Raw genomic sequence first — 16,339 nt, 5'->3', positions numbered from 1 at the left:
GTAGGCCACGGCCCGCCGGCAGCACGCCGGCGGGCCGTCGTCATGTCAGCCGGTCGGCCAGCGCGATCGCGTCGGCCGGGGCGTGCACTTTCGCGTCGTTGTCGAAATAGACGTAAGTGTCGAGGCCGGCAGCGCTCCAACCGCGGATCTTCTCGGCCCAGCCGTCCAGCGCCGCGGCCGAATAGCCGCTCACGTAGAGCTCCCGGTCGCCATGCAGCCGCACGTAGACGAAGTCGGCCGTCACGTGCTCCAGATACGGAAACGTGCCGGCGGTGTCGGCGACCACCAACGCGATCCCGTAGTGCCGCAGCAGCTCCACAGCCTCCGGCTGGTCGAAGCTCGCGTGCCGCACCTCCAGAGCGTGTCTGAGCGGCCGGTCCGCCTCGGTGGTCAGCCAGACCCGGCCGGCCAGCTTCTCGTCGTGACCGGCGGCCAGAGCGGCCGCCTCGGTGGTCGTACGCGGCAGCTGCTCGAAGAAGCCGGCGAGCCGGTCCGGGTCGAAGCGGAGCACCGGCGGCAGCTGCCAGAGGAACGGGCCGAGAGTGTCGCCGAGCGCGAGCGGACCGGAGGCGAAGAAGTTGGCCAACGCCGTCTGTACGCCGGCGAGCTTGTGCATGTGGGTGATGTAGCGGCCGCCTTTGACGGCGAAGACGAAGCCGCTTGGCACCTCGCGGCGCCAGGCCTGATAGCTGGACGGCCGCTGCAGCGAGTAGAACGAGCCGTTGATCTCGACAGAGTCGACCAGCCCGGAGAGGTACTCCAGCTCGCGTCGCTGGGGGAGTCCAGGCGGATAGAAGGTGCCGCGCCAGGGTGGATAGCGCCAGCCGGACGTACCGATGCGGATCATCACTGGCAACTGTGGACGCCACCGAGGCCGGTGACAAGCGGTCGCAAGGGCGTATCGATCGCTGGCCATCCGGCCTCGGCGTGGCGTGATGATCGCGTCGGCCGACCGTCGCCACAACCGGCTGGCCCCAATACACGTAGCCGGTTGCGGGCTGGTCGATGCGCCGGCGTAGCCCTCGCTACCCCCTTACGTGAGCCGCTCGGTCTCGGCTCGCCGGCGTCATAGCGGACGCTCCTGATCGCTCCCGCCGACCACGTCGTCGTGGACCGGGGCTGGAGGACGAGCCAACCCGGAGGGTGTGCCGGTGCCCGCTGGCTCATCCAGTGCCGTGCCGTCACGAACGTCGGGTCTTTTCGAAAGGTCTCCCGGTCGTCGCAACAATTCGGAGATTACCGGACATTCCGTCGTATTCCTAGAATTACTTCATTGGAATTCGAGTGCACGCATGGCCACCATGCGTGCGTTGGACGCACGCATGGTGGCCATGCGACCCAAACCAAGCGGCCCCGCTCCGACGTGCGGAGCGGGGCCGGGGAGGCACTGCGACGGTGTCAGTCGTCCGTGTGGGTCAGCTCGCGCTGCTCCGTCGGGGCCGGGGAGACCGGGGTCTCGCTCGGCTTCTCCAGCGGTACGAAGAAGCCCTTCACCGCGTGGCCGAGCGCGCCGACCCGGTTCATCTTCTTCGGCACCGCCCAGCCGCGGTATTCCAGGTGGCTGTGCCCGTGCTCGTCGACCGGGCCGAGCGGCTGGTGGATCTCGATGAACTTGCCGTTGGGCAGCCGCCGGATGATGCCGGTCTCGATGCCGTGCGCCAGCACCGTACGGTCGGCCTGCTGGGCGCCGAGGCACAGCCGGTAGGTGACGTAGTACGCCACCGCCGGCGCGATCAGCACGCCGATCCGGCCGATCCAGGTCATCGCGTTGAGCGAGATGTCGAACTTCTCCGCGATGATGTCGTTGCCGCCGGACATCAGCAGCACGGCGATGAAGGTGATCGCCATGGCGCCGAGGGCCGTACGCGTCGGCGCGTCACGCGGCCGCTGGAGCAGGTTGTGATGGGCGGTGTCCTTGGTGAACTTGGCCTCCAGGAACGGATACATGATCAGCATCCCGAAGACCAGGCCCATCAGCGCCGCCGAGGCCCAGAACATCGGCGGGATGGTGAACGGGCCGAGGTAGATCTCCCACGGCGGGAAGATCCGCATCGAGCCGTCGCTCCAGGCCACGTACCAGTCCGGCGTGGTGCCGGCGGAGACCACCGAGGCCTTGTACGGGCCGAACAGCCACACCGGGTTGATCTGGAAGATGCCGCCCAGCGCCGCGATGACGCCGAAGACGATCATGAAGAAGCCGCCGGCCTTGGCCGAGAAGTTGGGCACCATCCGTACGCCGACCACGTTCTTCTCGGTGCGTCCCGGCCCTGGATACTGCGTGTGCTTCTGTTTCACCAGCAGGCCCATGTGCGCCGCGATGAGGCCGAGGATCAGGCCGGGCAGCAGCAGCACGTGCGCGATGTAGAGCCGGGGGAGGATCTCGGTCCCCGGATACTCACCGCCGAACACCGAGAAGGTCAGCCACGTGCCGATCACCGGCGTCGACTGCATGATCGCGCTCATCACCCGCAGGCCGGTGCCCGAGATCGCGTCGTCCGGCAGCGAGTAGCCGGCGAAGCCCTCGAAGAAACCGAGGATGAACAGCAGCGCGCCGACCACCCAGTTGATCTCGCGCGGCCGGCGGAACGCGCCGGTGAAGAACACCCGCAGCATGTGCACGACCATCGCGGCCATGAACAGCAGTGCGGCCCAGTGGTGGATCTGCCGCATGATCAGGCCACCGCGTACGTCGAACGACAGGTTGATCGTCGTCTCGTACGCGCGCGACATGTCGATGCCGAACAGCGGGGTGTAGGACCCCATGTACTTGACCTCGAGCGGCGACGGCTCGAAGTACAGCGCCAGGAACGTTCCGGACAGCAGCAGGATGATGAACGAGTAGAGCGCGATCTCACCCAGCATGAACGACCAGTGGTCCGGGAAGACCTTGTTCATCAGCTTGCGGACCGGGCTGGCCGCGGCGAACCGGTCGTCCACCCAGCCGGCGCTCTTCTCCGGGATCTCCGCCGGTTTGATCTTCGGCAGTAGCGAGACCATGACTAGTGCCCCCAGTACGAGTGCGCGCGGTTATTTTTCGTCATCGGGGTGCTCCCAGAGAGCCGGTCCGATCGGCACGCGGAAGTCGCTCTGTGCCGCGAAGTATCCCTCAGAATCGACCATGATGGGGAGCTGGGGCAGCCGCCGGGTGGCCGGACCGAAGACCGGCTTGCACCAGTCGAGCACGTCGAACTGGCTCTGGTGGCAGGGGCAGAGCAGGCGCTGGGTCTGCTGTTCGTACAGGCTGGCCGGGCAGCCGGCGTGCGTGCAGATCTTCGAGTACGCGAAGTAGTTCTGGTAGCGGCCCTCGGCGAACTTCCAGTTGTTCACCGGCTTCTGCACCCGGTCGGCGTCCTCCGGCCGCAGGTGGATCAGCAGCACCGGCGAGTCGGCGTACTTGTTGGTGTTGCCGCCGGGGATGCCGGGAAAGACCGTCTCGATGCCGCCGGCGTGCAGGTCGGACGGCCGGATCGGACTGCCGTCGTCGCGGACCAGCCGGATGCCGCGCTTCCACGCCGTGGTGGTCGGCGCGTCGTGCGGGTTGGTGATCAGCGCTCCGACCAGCGGCGCGGCGGCCGCGATGCCGAGTGGCGCGGCACCGGCGGCGATCGCCACCTTGAGCAGCGGCCGGCGCTTGATGCCGGTGTCCTCGAAGGTCTTCAGCAGCGTCGCGCCGGTCAACCGGCGCTCGTCGTCGGGGGAGGCGCCGTCGTGGCGGTCCTGGACGGCGAGCTCCTCGGGCAGCAGCTTCTTGGCGAAGGTGATGACCGCCGCTCCGACGCAGAACAGCGCCAGGCCGAGCGTGGCGCCGAGCAGCGGTGTGTAGAGCTTGGCGATGTTGACACCGAGCTGGTAGTCGTACGGCCACCAGATGTAGATCACCAGGAACGCCAGGCCGAAGAAGCCGGCGCCGCCGAACATCAGCGCGATGGTGCGCTCGATCCGCTTCTCCACCTTGGTGCCGGACACCGGGAAGCGCGGCCGGTAGTGCACCAGCTCCACGCCGTCGCGCCGGGCACCCTCGCGGACCAGGTCGAACTGGTCGGCCTCCGGGTCCTCGGTGTCGACGTACGGCTCCTTGCCCGGCATCGGGTAGGCGGGCGTCTCGGCACCGGTGTGCTCAGAGCGCTCAGTGTGCTCGGTGTTCTCTTCAGTGTGAGTGGTCACGACTTCCCCGCAATCCACAGGCCCACGAACAACAGCGCGACGATTCCGACGACGAACACGACCAGGCCCTCGGGCACCGGACCGGACCGGCCGATGCCGAAGCCACCCTGGTCCATGTCGGCCTTCTGCGCCTGCACGTACGAGACGATGGCCTTCTTCTGGTCGGGGGTGAGCTGGTTGTTGCCGAACACCGGCATGTTCTCCGGGCCGGTCAGCATCGCCTCGTAGATCTGCCGGTCGGTGGCGTCCACCAGGTTCGGCGCGGTCTTGCCCGAGGACAGCGCGCCACCCTTGGTGCTCATCGCGTGGCAGGCCGCGCAGTTGAGCCGGAACAGCTGGCCACCTTCGGCGATGACGCTCTTGTCGTCGCTGCGCAGCTGGCCGGACGGCACGTCCGGTCCGCCACCGTTGGCCTGCACGTACGCGGCGAGCTGCGCGATCTGCGCGTCGTTGAACTTGGCCGGCTTGCGGGCCGCCTGCGCGGCCTGCGCCGCGAGCGGCATCCGGCCGGAGGAGACCTGGAAGTCCACCGCCGCGCCGCCGACGCCGATCAGGCTCGGACCGCGGCCGGGCACACCCTGCAGGTTGCGGCCGTGGCAGCTGATGCAGCTCTCGTTGAACAGCCGCTGGCCCTCGCGTACCGCCACCGAAGGCTGGTCACCGGGCGCCGCCGAACTGCTCGGCGTGAACGCCGCGTAGCTGGCGCCGATCACGGCGAGCGCCGCGACCAGCAACAGCGCGCCGGAGCGGCGCTTGGCCAGGTCCGCCGTACGGCGGTAGGCCCGGCCTGCGAAGGAGGAAATCATCGCCTCACCTTGCGGTTGTCTCTCAACAGTTCTGACGGTGTCGCGGACGTTTTCGTGACAGCTGGTGTGACAGCGCGGCTTCCCGGCTCGGTCACGTGCCCGGCAGGCTGGTCGGCATCAGGTAGATCATCGCGAACAGCACGATCCAGACGATGTCGACGAAGTGCCAGTAGTACGAGACGACGATGGCGGCGGTCGCCTGCGCCGGCGTGAAGCGGCCCATGGTCGACCGGATCATCAGGTAGACGAAGGCCACCAGACCGCCGATCACGTGCAGCGCGTGGAAACCGGTGGTCAGGAAGAACATCGAGCTCCACCCGTTGGTGGACAGGTTGATGCCCTCGGTGTAGAGCTTCGAGTACTCGCCGACCTGGCCACCGACGAAGACCGCGCCCATGATCAGCGTGATCGCGTACCAGCGGCGCAACCCGTACACGTCGCCGCGCTCTGCGCAGAAGACGCCGAGCTGGCAGGTCACCGACGACAAGACCAGGACGATGGTGAACGGGGTCGCGTAGAGCAGCTCGAGGTGCTCGTGGCTCTCGTGCCACAGCTCAGGATGGATGGCCCGGATGGAGAAGAACATCGCGAACAGAGCCGCGAAGAACATCAGCTCACTGGAGAGCCAGATGATCGTTCCGACGCTGACGATGTTCGGCCGGGTCAGCGAGTGGACCTGAGACTTGTCGAAAACGGCGGCGGAGGCTGTCACGCCTCGCATTATGGCCCGTCCGCCACGGCCCTCGCGCGCCGGGTACTACTGCGTGTCGAAGTTCGTGCCTGATCTGGGGAGTGACGCTTGTCGCACAGCTTTCCGGCACGGCTCTACGAGCAGGCGAATGTCCGTTTTGCCGGACGGTCGCGCGGACTCGCTACGTGCACCCGGTGCACGCAGGGAGTCCGCGCGACCTTTCGCGGCAGCCAGCCCGCTGCCTCGCCGCGGTTTGGTTTACGCTTCGCTGCATGAGTGCAGTCCGCCGTCCTGCCGACAAGACGATCCTGGTTTTCAGCGACGACCCCGCCGTACGCGAGCGGGTGCGGATGGCGATCGGACGCCGTCCGGCGCCGGATGTCGGGAAGGTCGCGTGGCTGGAGGCGTCCACCGGTGACGAAGTGGTGGACGCCGTGGACGCGGGCAAGGCCGACGTGCTGATCCTGGACGCCGAGGCGCAGCCGACCGGTGGCATGGGGATCAGCCGGCAGCTGAAGAACGAGGTCGACCACTGTCCGCCGACCTGTCTGCTGCTCGCCCGCGACGCCGACCGGTGGCTGGCGAAGTGGTCGCAGGCCGAGGCCACCATCACGCATCCGATCGATCCGGTACGAGCCGCCGCGGTGGTCGCCGACCTGCTGCGCCGCGCACCCGTGCCGGCGCGGACCTGACGTCATGACGGCCGAGGCGACGCGTGCCGCGGTCGAGACGTACAGCTGGCCCAAGCTGCTCAACGCGCTGCTCGGCGGCGAGTCGCTGAGCGCCGACGCCACCGCGTGGGCCATGGGAGAGATCATGGGCGGCGAGGCGACTGGCGCGCAGATCGCCGGCTTCGCCACCGCGCTGCGGGCCAAGGGCGAGACCGCCGAGGAGGTCTCCGGGCTGGCCAGGGCGATGCTCCAGCATGCCACCAGGCTCGACCTCGGTCCGGGGCCGGTCGACGCGGTCGACGTGGTCGGGACCGGTGGTGACCGGTCCAACACGGTCAACATCTCGACCATGGCGGCCGTGGTGGTGGCGGCAGCGGGCGTACGCGTCGTCAAGCACGGCAACCGTGCCGCGTCCTCCGCGTGCGGATCGGCCGACCTGTTGGAAGCGCTCGGAGTGGCGATCGAGCTGACGCCGGAGCAGGTGGTCCGCTGCCTGACCGAGGTCGGCATCGGCTTCTGCTTCGCGGCCAAGTTCCACCAGGGTTATCGGCACACCGCCGCGCCGCGGCGTGAGCTCGGCGTGCCGACGGTGTTCAACTTCCTCGGCCCGCTGACCAATCCCGGACAGCCGCGCGCCGCCGCGATCGGCTGTTTCTCGCAGCAGATGGCACCGGTGGTGGCCGGTGTGATCGCCGGCCGCGGTCAGTCGGCGCTGGTCGTACGCGGTGAGGACGGCCTCGACGAGGTCACCACCACCGCGCCGACGCGTTTCTGGGTCGTCAACGGCGGCACGGTCACCGAGGCCGTGTACGACGTGGCCGACCTCGGACTGCCGCGAGCCGAGCCGGCGGCCTTGCGCGGTGGGGATCCGTTCTTCAACGCCAAGGTGGCGCGTGCGCTGTTCAGCGGCGAGCGCGGCCCCGTACGCGACGCGGTCCTGGTCAACGCGGCCGCGGCGCTCGCCGCGTACGACGGTGTGACCGGTCCGCTCGGCGACGCGTTGTCGGCCGGGCTTGGCCGGGCCGCCGAGGCGATCGACTCCGGCAAGGCGGCCGCGCTCCTGGACCGTTGGGCCGCAGTCTCCACGCTGCCCTGACGTCTAACGCGCGTACTTCGCGAAGAGCGTGTTGAGGTCGTGCTGTGGATACTGCGCTCCGGCGAGGGTGAAGGTGCCGCGCTCACGCAGTTCCCAGGCCACATCGCGGACGAAGCCGAGTGCGGCACGCGCGATGGCTCCGCCGGTGCTGATCCGGGTCACGCCGGCGGCGGCCAGCTCGGCGATGGTGTCTTTCGGCCCCAGCAAAGCGTTGACCGGACCGGACACCTGCGGTAGGAGCGCCGACACGTCGCAGAACGGCGCATACAGGCAGTCGGCACCGGCTTCGTGGAAGCGGTTGAGCCGGCGCGCGGCCTCCTCGAGCGGATCCGGTCGCAGCTGGAACACGTCCGTACGCGCGGTCAACGCGAAATCGGTCCCCTGCCTCGCCTCATGTGCCGCGGCGATCCGCTCGACCGCCAGCTCCTCGTCGTAGAGCTGGCCGTTGCGCTGGTCCTCGATGTTCGCGCCGGCCAACCCCGCGTCGATCGCCAGCCTGACCGTCTCTGCGACTGCTTCCGGCGACTCGCCATAGCCGTCTTCCAGGTCACCGTTGACCGGGATGGTGACCGCCGCCGTGATCGGTCGTACGCGGTCGAACATCTCCGCCCGCGACAGCGGCTTCGCCTCGCCGACCAGATAGTCGCCGCGACCTGACGCGAAGGCCACGCCGGCGCTGGTCGTCGCGAGGGCCTGGAATCCGGCGTCTGCCAGCAAAATCGCGCTGCCGGGGTCCCACGCGTTCGGCATCACGAAGCATGGACCGGAGTGCATGTCACGAAAGCTCATGACGCCACGCTATTGACGCGCAGGCCATCTGCCTAATGCATACTTCTGGGGTGACCCATCAGGTGCATGCATAGTGGATGTCGAGGCGCTGCGTACCTTCGTGGCGATCCACCGCTCTGGTGGCATCACGCGTGCCGCGACGACGCTGTTCCGCTCGCAGCCGGCGGTCAGCCGCCGGCTGACCCTGCTGGAGAAAGAGCTCGGCGTTGCGCTTTTCGAGCGTACGGCCGCCGGTGTCGTCCTCAGCGAGGCTGGCCAGGCGCTGCTGCCGTTCGCGGAGACCGCGTTGGCTGCCCTGAAGGACGCGGAGGACGCCGTCCACGCCGTACGCTCACAGGCTTCCGGTCCGTTGGCGATCGCGCTGGTCGGCACGCTGGCCAGCACCGAGCTCACGCCGGCGTTGCGGCGGTTCGCCGACGAGCATCCGGCGGTCGAGCTGCGGCTGCGGACGGCCACCAGCTCCGAGGTCAGCGATCTCGTACGCCGCGCCGATGTCACGATCGGCCTCCGCTATGGCAGCGACGCGTCGCCGGAGCTCGTCTGCGACTCGCTTTTCGGCGAACGCAGGCTGATGGCCGCGGCTGCCGACCACCATCTCGTCGGAGCGCGCCTCGCGTTGAGTGACCTGGCGGCCGAGCGATGGATCGCCTTCCCGGAGCCGCCGGGGCGACCGGAGGTGTCCGCGCGGTTCGCCCGGCAGCTCTACGACGCGGCCGGTGTCGCGGAGCGGGACATTCTCCGCGTGGACAGCCTCACGGCACAGAAACGGCTGGTGGAGGCCGGTTTCGGCATCGCCCTGCTGCCGCTGAGCGGCATGCGCGAGGAACTGGCCGCCGGCACCTTGGCTGTACTCGACGTCACCGACCTCGACGTAAGCGCACCGGTCGTGGTGGTGACCCGCGCCGGCGGCTATCTGAGCACCGCCGCGCGCACGCTCTTGCGTGAGTTACGTGCTCTGGCCGGCCCAGGGGACGCGGCAGGCGTCGCCGGAGTTGAACCCCTGCGCGGTGATGCCGAGGGCTGAGTAGGTGCGGGAACGCATGTTCTCCAGGCCGATCTCGTAGGTCAGCTCGACCAGACCGGCGCGGCCGAAGCGCCGCTCCAGGTCCGCGACCTGCTCGTCGGTGATCTCGGTTGGGTCGGAGGTCATGGCGTCCGCGTACGCGATCGCGGCGCGCTGGTCGTCGTTGTAGACCGGCGACGTCGCGTAGTCAGCGATCTCGCGCAGCTGAGCCTCGTCCAGGCCCTTCAACCGGTGCAGCATCGAGCCGAAGTCGACGCACCACGAGCAGCCGACGACCCAGGCGACCCGGTAGACCGCGAGGTCGCGTACGGCCGCGGGCAGCACGTTCGCCGCCCGGTTGGCCATCCCCTCGTGGACGGCCGCCGCGGTGAACAGCTTCCGGTGGTGTGCGAGCACCGCGAATGGCTCCGGCACCTCGCCGAACTGGCGCTTGGCGTACGCGTACATGAGCTTCATCAGCGGCCCGGCGGCGGCGCGGGACACCGCGGGAAGGCGTGCCATCTGCTCTCTCCTGTCACTCAGAGGCCTTTACCCGTGAGACGAGAGAACAGGCACCGTTGTGACTAGTAGAGCGTCGCCGCGAGGCAACGTCGATCTTGGACATCCTCGCCTTCGTTGGCCATCACGCCACGCCGGCACTCCTACCCTTGGAATAGATCATCTAGGTGGCGTCCGGGAAGCCGATGGAGAACGTCTCCTCCAGATCGTGCTTGGAGTACGCGCGGAAGGCGATGTGGGTGTCGGTGTGCACGACGCCAGGGACCTTGGCGATGCCGCCGGCGATCACCTTCTCGACGTCGTCGAACTCGCGCACGCGGACCATCGCGATCAGGTCGACGATGCCGGTGGTCGAGTAGACCTCGCTGACACCGGGAAGCTCGGCGATCTGGTAGGCCACCTCCGAGATCGAGTTCGAGTCGCAGGAAATCATGACGATCGAGGTGATCACGGCCAGCTCCCTTTCTTGCGTCCACCACCAGTATGACGCGTCCACGGTCAGCCGATGACCAGACATTCGGGTAGCAGTCGTCCATCGAGAAGCGTCAGCCTGCCCCGGCCGCCTGTCGACGCTCACTATAACAGAAAGTATCCATGCAGTCACTCACCGCGATATGGCTGGATTCGTGGGGTGGCCGTCATTGCGGACGGCGCGGCAGGCTCGCCACGATGGGCGCATGCGCAGTCAGGTCCGCCGTGTTGTCCTCGTCGCATATCCCGGTGTCCAGCTGCTGGACGTGGTCGGTCCGGCTGAGGTCTTCAACGGCGCGAGCCGGACCGTGAAGAGCGCGCGCTACGAGCTGACGATCGCGACTCCGGACGGGCAGCCGGTCGCCGGCGAGTCCGGCCTTCGGCTGCAGGCCGACGCACGGCTGTCCGATCTCGATGGTCCGATCGACACGCTGCTGGTCGCCGGCGGCTGGTCGTACCGGGAGGCGATGGGGTGCGGTGAGCTGCTGGCGCAGATCAACCGGCTGGCGCCGAGCACGCGGCGCGTCGGGTCGGTGTGCAGCGGCGCGTTCGTACTCGCGCAGGCCGGCCTGCTGGACGGCCGCGCGGCGACGACACACTGGGCGGTGTGCCAGCGGCTGCAGTCGCAGTTTCCGGCCATACGCGTCGAACCGGACCGGATTTTCGTTCGGGACGGCGACGTCTTCACGTCCGCCGGCGTGACCGCCGGGATGGACCTGGCCCTGGCGTTGGTGGAGGCCGATCACGGCGTCGAGGTGGCGCGTACGGTCGCGCGGTGGATGGTCGTCTTCGTACAACGGCCCGGCGGTCAGTCACAGTTTTCCGAGCGGCTGGCGCACGCCGTTTCGCCGGACTCGCCGCTGCGTACGCTGCTGGACGAGATCGTGGCCGATCCCGCCGCCGATCACACCGTGCCGCGGCTGGCCGAGCGTGCCGCGTTGAGCGAGCGGCACCTCACGCGGCTCTTCGTCGTGGAGACCGGCACGACGCCCGGACGATTCGTGGAACGGTCGCGGGTCGAGGCCGCGCGCGAGGCGCTCGAGTCAGGGCCGACGCCGGTCGAGGCGGTCGCGCGGCGGGTCGGCTTCGGATCGGCCGAGACGATGCGACGCGCTTTCCTGCGCGTACTCGGGATCGGGCCGGCCGACTATCGCGCGCGCTTCAGCGGCACGCACCTGCGGCCCGCGAGGGTGACTTCTTAGGCCGCCTGTCAGAACGTCACCTTCGCGAGGAGGTTGGCGGTCGGCCGGGTCAGCGGTGGCAGTGCGTCGAGCGGATACCAGTCGGCCTCGATCACCTCGACGGGGTCGAGCCGCAGTACTGTGTCGGGGTCGGCGGTCGCGGTGAAGACCACGTCGACCTGCTGCGTACGCGGGTTGACCAGGGCCGCCGGTGTCGCCGCGGTGAAGCGGTCCAGCGCGAGCCGGACGCCGGTCTCCTCCCGCAGCTCCCGCGCCGCCGCCTCGACCGCCTCCTCGCGCCGGTCGAGCAGGCCGCCAGGCAACGACCACCCCAGCCCCGGCGGCTGGCGCAACATCAGCAGCCGCTCCTTCTCATCTCGCAACAGCACAACCGCGCCGACGGTGTAATTTGGCGTGATCGCGCGTACGACCCGCTTGCGCAGCCGCTTCGGAAGCCGGGTGAAGATCGCGTACGCCTGTCGCTTTGTCTCCAGCAGCAGTTTTCCCGGCACACCGCCAGGCTATGTCACCTCACCAGCAGCAGCGGCGGCACGGGTGTGTCGCCTTCGGGGTGGGGTTCGCGGATCTGGGCTGCCTGGGATTGGGTCTCGTTTGGTTGGTGTGGACCAGGAGTGTGGCTGGGGCGCCGGCGGTGCCGTGGCGTCCCGGTGGGTGGCGTGAGGGTCCAGTATGTGGGATCCGGAGGCATGTGGAGCGCTAAATGTCCGGCTTGTGGGGGTCGCGGGTGGCATGAATGTCGAGTTACTTGCGCTGGATGCAAGAAACAAGGCTTTCAGGCCGCCGCGACTCCTGGAGGCTGTGACGGGTGTGACTGTTGAGGCTGATAATGCTGCTGTGATCGCTCGGCTGCAATAGATGTTCGTTTTGATGTCTTGTTAAAAAAGTATTACGCAGTCAACCGCTCGTCACTGATGCCAACCCCCGTGTGTCGTGGACGACAGAGCTTACGCGGAGGCGCGTGCCGGGCGGTGCAGCGGTCGCAGCTGGCGACGGTCGGCGAACGGGTCGGCCGATTCGCTGGCCACCTCGACGCGGTCGAGCAGGCCGCGCCAGCGCTCGGCGGCACTCGCGGGCATCGCCCACGTGCCGTCGATCGCCACGACCTTGCTTTGCGGCTGCGCGATCCAGGCCAGGATCCGCTCGGACTCCTCGGCCGACGCGCATGGCACCGGACCGATGCCGGGCAGCACGGTCTCGGCGGTGGCGCGCATCGCGTCGACCACCGGCCACGGCGGTACGCCACGCGCGGCGACGCCGGCCGCGGCCAGCCGGCCGTGCCGTACCAGCGAGATTTCCCAGCCACCATTGCCATCCGCGCGCGCCACGACCAGCTCGGCAACCGACGTGAAGGCGCGCAGCCGTTGCGTACGCAGGACCGCCCGCAGAAACGACGCCAGCCGGTCACGCGCGTGGGCGGCGTCCTCGAACCGCAGCGCGCCGCGCAGTTTTTCGATCCTGCGCAGCAAACGATGCAGGATGATGCCCGGGTCGCTGGCCACCGCGAGCCGGAAGATGTCGACGTGATACGCGTAATCCTCGACCGACTCGCGAAGCTCGCACGGAGCGCCGCATTTTCCGATCTCGGCCAGCGCGCAGGCCGACGACGGCCTGCGAGTGGACAGTTTTCTCGTGCATTGCCGCAACGGCAGCGCGTCCTGGATCGCGGTCATCGCCGCCTCGACCTGCCGCCGCGAGGAAAACGGGCCGAGACAGCCGTCGCCGTCGCGCGGGCTGCGGGTGACCGACAACCGCGGATAGGGCTCGTCGGTGAGCACCAGCCAGAAGACCCGCTCCGGAAACTTGGACCGCCGGTTGTACGGCGGTTTCTGCGCCGCGATGATGCGCAGCTCGCGCACCTCGGCCTCCAGCGAATGCGCGCACTCGATCGCCTCGACCCGCTCGGCGGCGGTGATCATCTCGGCCATCCGGCTGCGCTGCTCGCTGGACACGAAATACTGCCGGACGCGGGCTCGCAGGTGCTTGCTCGTGCCGACGTAGAGCGCGCGTTCCTTGGCGTCGCGGAAAATGTAGACGCCGGGACCGTCCGGGACCGAGTCGGCCAGGTGCCGTTTGCGGCGCTGTGCCTCGGAAACCTGCTGCGTGAAGGTCTGCAGCTCGTCGAGCGTCTGCACGCCGATGTTGCCGATCCGCTCCAGCAGGCCGTGCAGCACGTCGACGGTCGCCTGCGCGTCGGCGAGCGCGCGGTGGCACGGCTCGGTCCTGGCGCGGAAAAACCTGGCCAGCGAGGAAAGCTTGCAGTTGGGCGTCTCGTCCCTGGTCAGTACGCGGCGCGCCAGCACCGCCGTGTCGACCTTGCGAAACCCCGGCCAGCGATAGCCGTGTGCCGCGCAGGCGGCCTGCAGGAACCCCAGGTCGAACGGCGCGTTGTGCGCCACCAGCACCGCACCCTCGGCGAACTCCAGGAACGCGGGCAGCACCGTGTCGATCGTCGGCGCCGGCAGCACCATCGCGTTGGTGATGCCGGTCAGCACGGTGATGAACGGCGGGATCTCATAACCGGGGTTGACCAGCGTCTGGAACTCGGCCAGCACCTCGCCGCCGCGCACCTTCACCGCGCCGATCTCGGTGATCTGGCTGTCCGCCGGCGACCCGCCGGTGGTTTCCAGGTCCACGACGACGAACGTCACCTCGCGCAGCGGCTCGCCGAGCGAGTCGAAGGTGTCCTGGACATAGCGCGGGCCCGCGGTCTGGCGCGAACCCGTTGCGGACATGTCTGTAGACCGTAGAAGCGAGGTCTGACAAAACCGGTGGACCGACACGCGACAATCCGCGTACGGATGGGACACTCGCTGTCATGCCGATGCCGACCGCCGAGACCCGCTGGCGCTGCGGCCAGTGCGGGAACCTGACTCGTTTCGACGTGACCAGGACCGTGCGGACCCGCGAGTACGTGCACGTCGACCTGGCCGGGGACGCGGCCGTCGAGGAGCGTGAGGTGCTCGCCGAGACGGTCGAGCGGGTGGAGTGTCGCTGGTGTCGCGGTGCCGACACGGTCGAGGTGGTGCCGCGGCCGGACGCGGAGACCAGCGCAGAGACCAAGGCACGGTGACCGTCGTCCTTCCGGACGAAGTCCGCCGCCGGGTGGTGGCGTACGCGTCGGACGCCTTGGGCCGTCTGCCGCTGGACCAGATCCCCGGGCCGCTGCGCGCGGTGGCCCGCTTCACGCCGAGCCGCCGTGCGCGGCACGCGGCCGCCGAGATCGTCACCCTGCTGGCCACCGACGAGGAGTTTCGCGACCGGGTCGCCGAGCGCGCCAGCCTGGCCGCCGGTGAGCTGGGGAACGCGCTGGTCGACGGCGTCGTACCAGCCGCGGCCGACCCGGTCGAGGTGGCCGCGCTGACCTACCTGCTGCGCACCGAGGGGTGGCAGGAGCGGCTGGCGGCGTACGTCGCGGACGTACGCGGCCAGCACGACCAGGCCGCGCGGGCCGGTCAGGCCGAGGAGGTCGGCCGGCTGCGCGAGCAGCTGGAGACGCTGCGGTCGCAGCATCGCGCCGAGGTCGAGCGACTCCGCGAGCAGGCCCGCGCGGCTCGCCGGGAGGCCGAGGAGGCGCAGGGACAGGTCCGCGAGCTGCGCCGTACGGCCCGCGCGGCGCAGGCCGAGGCGGAGAAGGCGACCGCCGCCGCGTCCACCGAGCGCGGCCGGATCACCGCTTTACGCAGCGAGACCGACGCCGAGCTGCGGCGCCTGCGGTCGCGGCTGACCGAGGTCGAGGAGGCGCTGCGGTCGGCGCGGCAGGCGACTCGCGAGGAGCGGTCGGTCGACGAGGCACGGCTGTGGCTGCTGCTGGAGACGATCAGCCAGGCCGCTCGCGGGTTGCAGCGCGAGCTGGCGATCAGCGCGCCGTCCACCCTGCCGGCCGACGCGGTCGCCAACGAGCAGCAGCTGGTCAGCGGCGGCGCGGTCGGCGAGCCGGCCGCCCGCGGCCTGGCCAGCGACGACCCAGCCTGGCTGGACCAACTGCTGGCGCTGCCGACGGCGCACCTGATCGTCGACGGCTACAACGTGACCAAGACCGGGTTCGCGCAGCTGTCGCTGGAACGGCAGCGTGGCCGGCTGATCGCCTCGATGGGGACGCTGGCGGCGCAGACCGGCGCCGAGACGACGATCGTCTTCGACGGCAACGGCGTGGCCGCGCCGACCGGTCCGTTGCCGCGGCGCGTACGCGTGCTGTTCAGTCCGGCCGGCGTGACCGCCGACGAGGTGATCCGCCGGCTGGCTCGGGCCGAGCCGCCGGGCCGGCCGGTGATCGCGGCGTCCTCCGACCGCGAGGTCGCCGACGGCGTACGCCAGGCCGGCGGATACGCGGTCAGCGCGGCGCTGCTCATACGCCGGATGCAGCGCGCCTAGCCGTTGTCGCAGGGACTCCCTGCGCGCGTCGCGCGGCCGGCGATATGTGCGCTTTGGAAAGCGCACAAGTCACAGGAGTACGCAGGCGTCACGCGGGTATCGGATCAGCGGCGGCCCGGAATTGTCGTACCCACCCCCTAGCGTGAGGTCTGTCAGCGAACGAGGTGACTGCGGAGGGTGACATGCTGATCGACTGCGACACGTGCGCGGGCCGGGGGCGCAGCTGCGGCGAGTGTGTCGTCAGCCTGCTGCTCGAACACTCGACGGCACCGGCGGCGCACCGGCACGATGAGCCGCGACTGGATCCGGCGGCGATCCTCGAGCAGCCGCCCGGCGGTTTCGACGCGGCCACGCGGCGCGCGATCGCCGTGCTGCTGGACGCGAGTTTGGTCGCGCAGCTGCCAGCGGAGGCGGAGCAGCGGCAGGAGCAGCGGCAGGAGCACGGCCGGCCGGCGACACTGTTCGGCATCGACTCGGTGCGCCAGGCCAGCTGACCGGCATCTGTGACACGCATGACGTGTCAGAGCGGCGTAAACGTACGGCAAAACAGGTCAAA

17 protein-coding genes are annotated in these 16,339 nt (G+C 69.2%); 7 read left to right on the top strand and 10 right to left on the bottom strand.

Annotated features, from left to right (window positions below):
• Nucleotides 1–40 precede the first annotated feature (40 nt).
• The 5 genes from GNX95_RS09780 to ctaE all read right to left on the bottom strand — a co-directional run bounded on the left by GNX95_RS09780 (nucleotide 41) and on the right by ctaE (nucleotide 5,691).
• Nucleotides 41–847 carry a DUF72 domain-containing protein gene (locus GNX95_RS09780; protein WP_163506786.1) on the bottom strand — a complete coding sequence of 269 codons (807 nt, stop codon included), beginning with the start codon at nucleotides 845–847 and terminating at the stop codon, nucleotides 41–43.
• 551 nt (nucleotides 848–1,398) lie between these two features.
• Complete coding sequence (qcrB, locus tag GNX95_RS09775) at nucleotides 1,399–2,997, bottom strand: cytochrome bc1 complex cytochrome b subunit (protein ID WP_163506785.1); 1,599 nt, start codon at nucleotides 2,995–2,997, stop codon at nucleotides 1,399–1,401.
• A gap of 30 nt (nucleotides 2,998–3,027) precedes the next feature.
• Nucleotides 3,028–4,164 (bottom strand): cytochrome bc1 complex Rieske iron-sulfur subunit, encoded by a 1,137-nt coding sequence (qcrA, locus tag GNX95_RS09770; RefSeq protein ID WP_222853483.1) that lies wholly within the window; start codon nucleotides 4,162–4,164, stop codon nucleotides 3,028–3,030.
• The gene (qcrC, locus tag GNX95_RS09765) at nucleotides 4,161–4,970 is read right to left on the bottom strand and encodes a cytochrome bc1 complex diheme cytochrome c subunit (protein ID WP_163506784.1); all 810 of its coding nucleotides are present in this window, start codon (nucleotides 4,968–4,970) and stop codon (nucleotides 4,161–4,163) included. The genes qcrA and qcrC overlap by 4 nt, the downstream gene beginning before the upstream one ends.
• Before the next feature lie 91 nt (nucleotides 4,971–5,061).
• Nucleotides 5,062–5,691 (bottom strand): aa3-type cytochrome oxidase subunit III, encoded by a 630-nt coding sequence (ctaE, locus tag GNX95_RS09760; protein WP_163506783.1) that lies wholly within the window; start codon nucleotides 5,689–5,691, stop codon nucleotides 5,062–5,064.
• A 242-nt stretch (nucleotides 5,692–5,933) separates the two neighbouring features.
• Here ctaE and GNX95_RS09755 point away from each other — a divergent pair, with 242 nt between their 5' ends.
• Nucleotides 5,934–6,353, top strand: a complete 420-nt coding sequence (locus GNX95_RS09755) for a helix-turn-helix domain-containing protein (protein WP_163506782.1) — start codon at nucleotides 5,934–5,936, stop codon at nucleotides 6,351–6,353.
• Nucleotides 6,354–6,357: 4 nt separating this feature from the next.
• Nucleotides 6,358–7,428, top strand: a complete 1,071-nt coding sequence (gene trpD / locus GNX95_RS09750) for an anthranilate phosphoribosyltransferase (protein ID WP_163506781.1) — start codon at nucleotides 6,358–6,360, stop codon at nucleotides 7,426–7,428.
• 3 nt (nucleotides 7,429–7,431) lie between these two features.
• On the opposite strand, the gene GNX95_RS09745 is transcribed toward trpD, so the two are convergent.
• Entirely contained in the window at nucleotides 7,432–8,217 is a 786-nt protein-coding gene (locus tag GNX95_RS09745) for an isocitrate lyase/PEP mutase family protein (protein WP_163506780.1), read from the bottom strand.
• A gap of 73 nt (nucleotides 8,218–8,290) precedes the next feature.
• Between GNX95_RS09745 and GNX95_RS09740 the strand changes: the two genes are divergently transcribed.
• Nucleotides 8,291–9,241 carry a LysR family transcriptional regulator gene (locus GNX95_RS09740; RefSeq protein ID WP_163506779.1) on the top strand — a complete coding sequence of 317 codons (951 nt, stop codon included), beginning with the start codon at nucleotides 8,291–8,293 and terminating at the stop codon, nucleotides 9,239–9,241.
• On the opposite strand, the gene GNX95_RS09735 is transcribed toward GNX95_RS09740, so the two are convergent.
• The gene (locus tag GNX95_RS09735) at nucleotides 9,164–9,742 is read right to left on the bottom strand and encodes a carboxymuconolactone decarboxylase family protein (RefSeq protein WP_163506778.1); all 579 of its coding nucleotides are present in this window, start codon (nucleotides 9,740–9,742) and stop codon (nucleotides 9,164–9,166) included. The two genes, GNX95_RS09740 and GNX95_RS09735, sit on opposite strands and share 78 nt — an antisense overlap.
• Nucleotides 9,743–9,902: 160 nt before the next feature.
• Nucleotides 9,903–10,190: an Lrp/AsnC family transcriptional regulator gene (locus GNX95_RS09730; protein ID WP_163506777.1), complete on the bottom strand. Its 288-nt coding sequence runs from the start codon at nucleotides 10,188–10,190 to the stop codon at nucleotides 9,903–9,905.
• A gap of 226 nt (nucleotides 10,191–10,416) precedes the next feature.
• Here GNX95_RS09730 and GNX95_RS09725 point away from each other — a divergent pair, with 226 nt between their 5' ends.
• Complete coding sequence (locus GNX95_RS09725; RefSeq protein ID WP_163506776.1) at nucleotides 10,417–11,412, top strand: GlxA family transcriptional regulator; 996 nt, start codon at nucleotides 10,417–10,419, stop codon at nucleotides 11,410–11,412.
• 8 nt (nucleotides 11,413–11,420) lie between these two features.
• On the opposite strand, the gene GNX95_RS09720 is transcribed toward GNX95_RS09725, so the two are convergent.
• Complete coding sequence (locus GNX95_RS09720) at nucleotides 11,421–11,903, bottom strand: NUDIX hydrolase (RefSeq protein WP_163506775.1); 483 nt, start codon at nucleotides 11,901–11,903, stop codon at nucleotides 11,421–11,423.
• Between the two features lie 453 nt (nucleotides 11,904–12,356).
• Nucleotides 12,357–14,144 (bottom strand): DEDD exonuclease domain-containing protein, encoded by a 1,788-nt coding sequence (locus GNX95_RS09715; RefSeq protein ID WP_163506774.1) that lies wholly within the window; start codon nucleotides 14,142–14,144, stop codon nucleotides 12,357–12,359.
• Between the two features lie 83 nt (nucleotides 14,145–14,227).
• Between GNX95_RS09715 and GNX95_RS09710 the strand changes: the two genes are divergently transcribed.
• The 3 genes from GNX95_RS09710 to GNX95_RS09700 all read left to right on the top strand — a co-directional run bounded on the left by GNX95_RS09710 (nucleotide 14,228) and on the right by GNX95_RS09700 (nucleotide 16,277).
• Complete coding sequence (locus GNX95_RS09710; RefSeq protein WP_163506773.1) at nucleotides 14,228–14,482, top strand: hypothetical protein; 255 nt, start codon at nucleotides 14,228–14,230, stop codon at nucleotides 14,480–14,482.
• Entirely contained in the window at nucleotides 14,479–15,783 is a 1,305-nt protein-coding gene (locus GNX95_RS09705) for an NYN domain-containing protein (RefSeq protein ID WP_163506772.1), read from the top strand. Before GNX95_RS09710 ends, GNX95_RS09705 begins: the two co-directional genes overlap by 4 nt.
• A gap of 182 nt (nucleotides 15,784–15,965) precedes the next feature.
• Nucleotides 15,966–16,277 carry a hypothetical protein gene (locus GNX95_RS09700; RefSeq protein WP_187369614.1) on the top strand — a complete coding sequence of 104 codons (312 nt, stop codon included), beginning with the start codon at nucleotides 15,966–15,968 and terminating at the stop codon, nucleotides 16,275–16,277.
• Nucleotides 16,278–16,339 lie beyond the last annotated feature (62 nt).

The organism is Fodinicola acaciae (assembly GCF_010993745.1).
Taxonomy (GTDB): domain Bacteria; phylum Actinomycetota; class Actinomycetes; order Mycobacteriales; family HKI-0501; genus Fodinicola; species Fodinicola acaciae.
The sequence above is the reverse complement of the archived record's forward strand: the minus strand, read 5'-3'. Positions and strand labels throughout refer to the sequence as shown.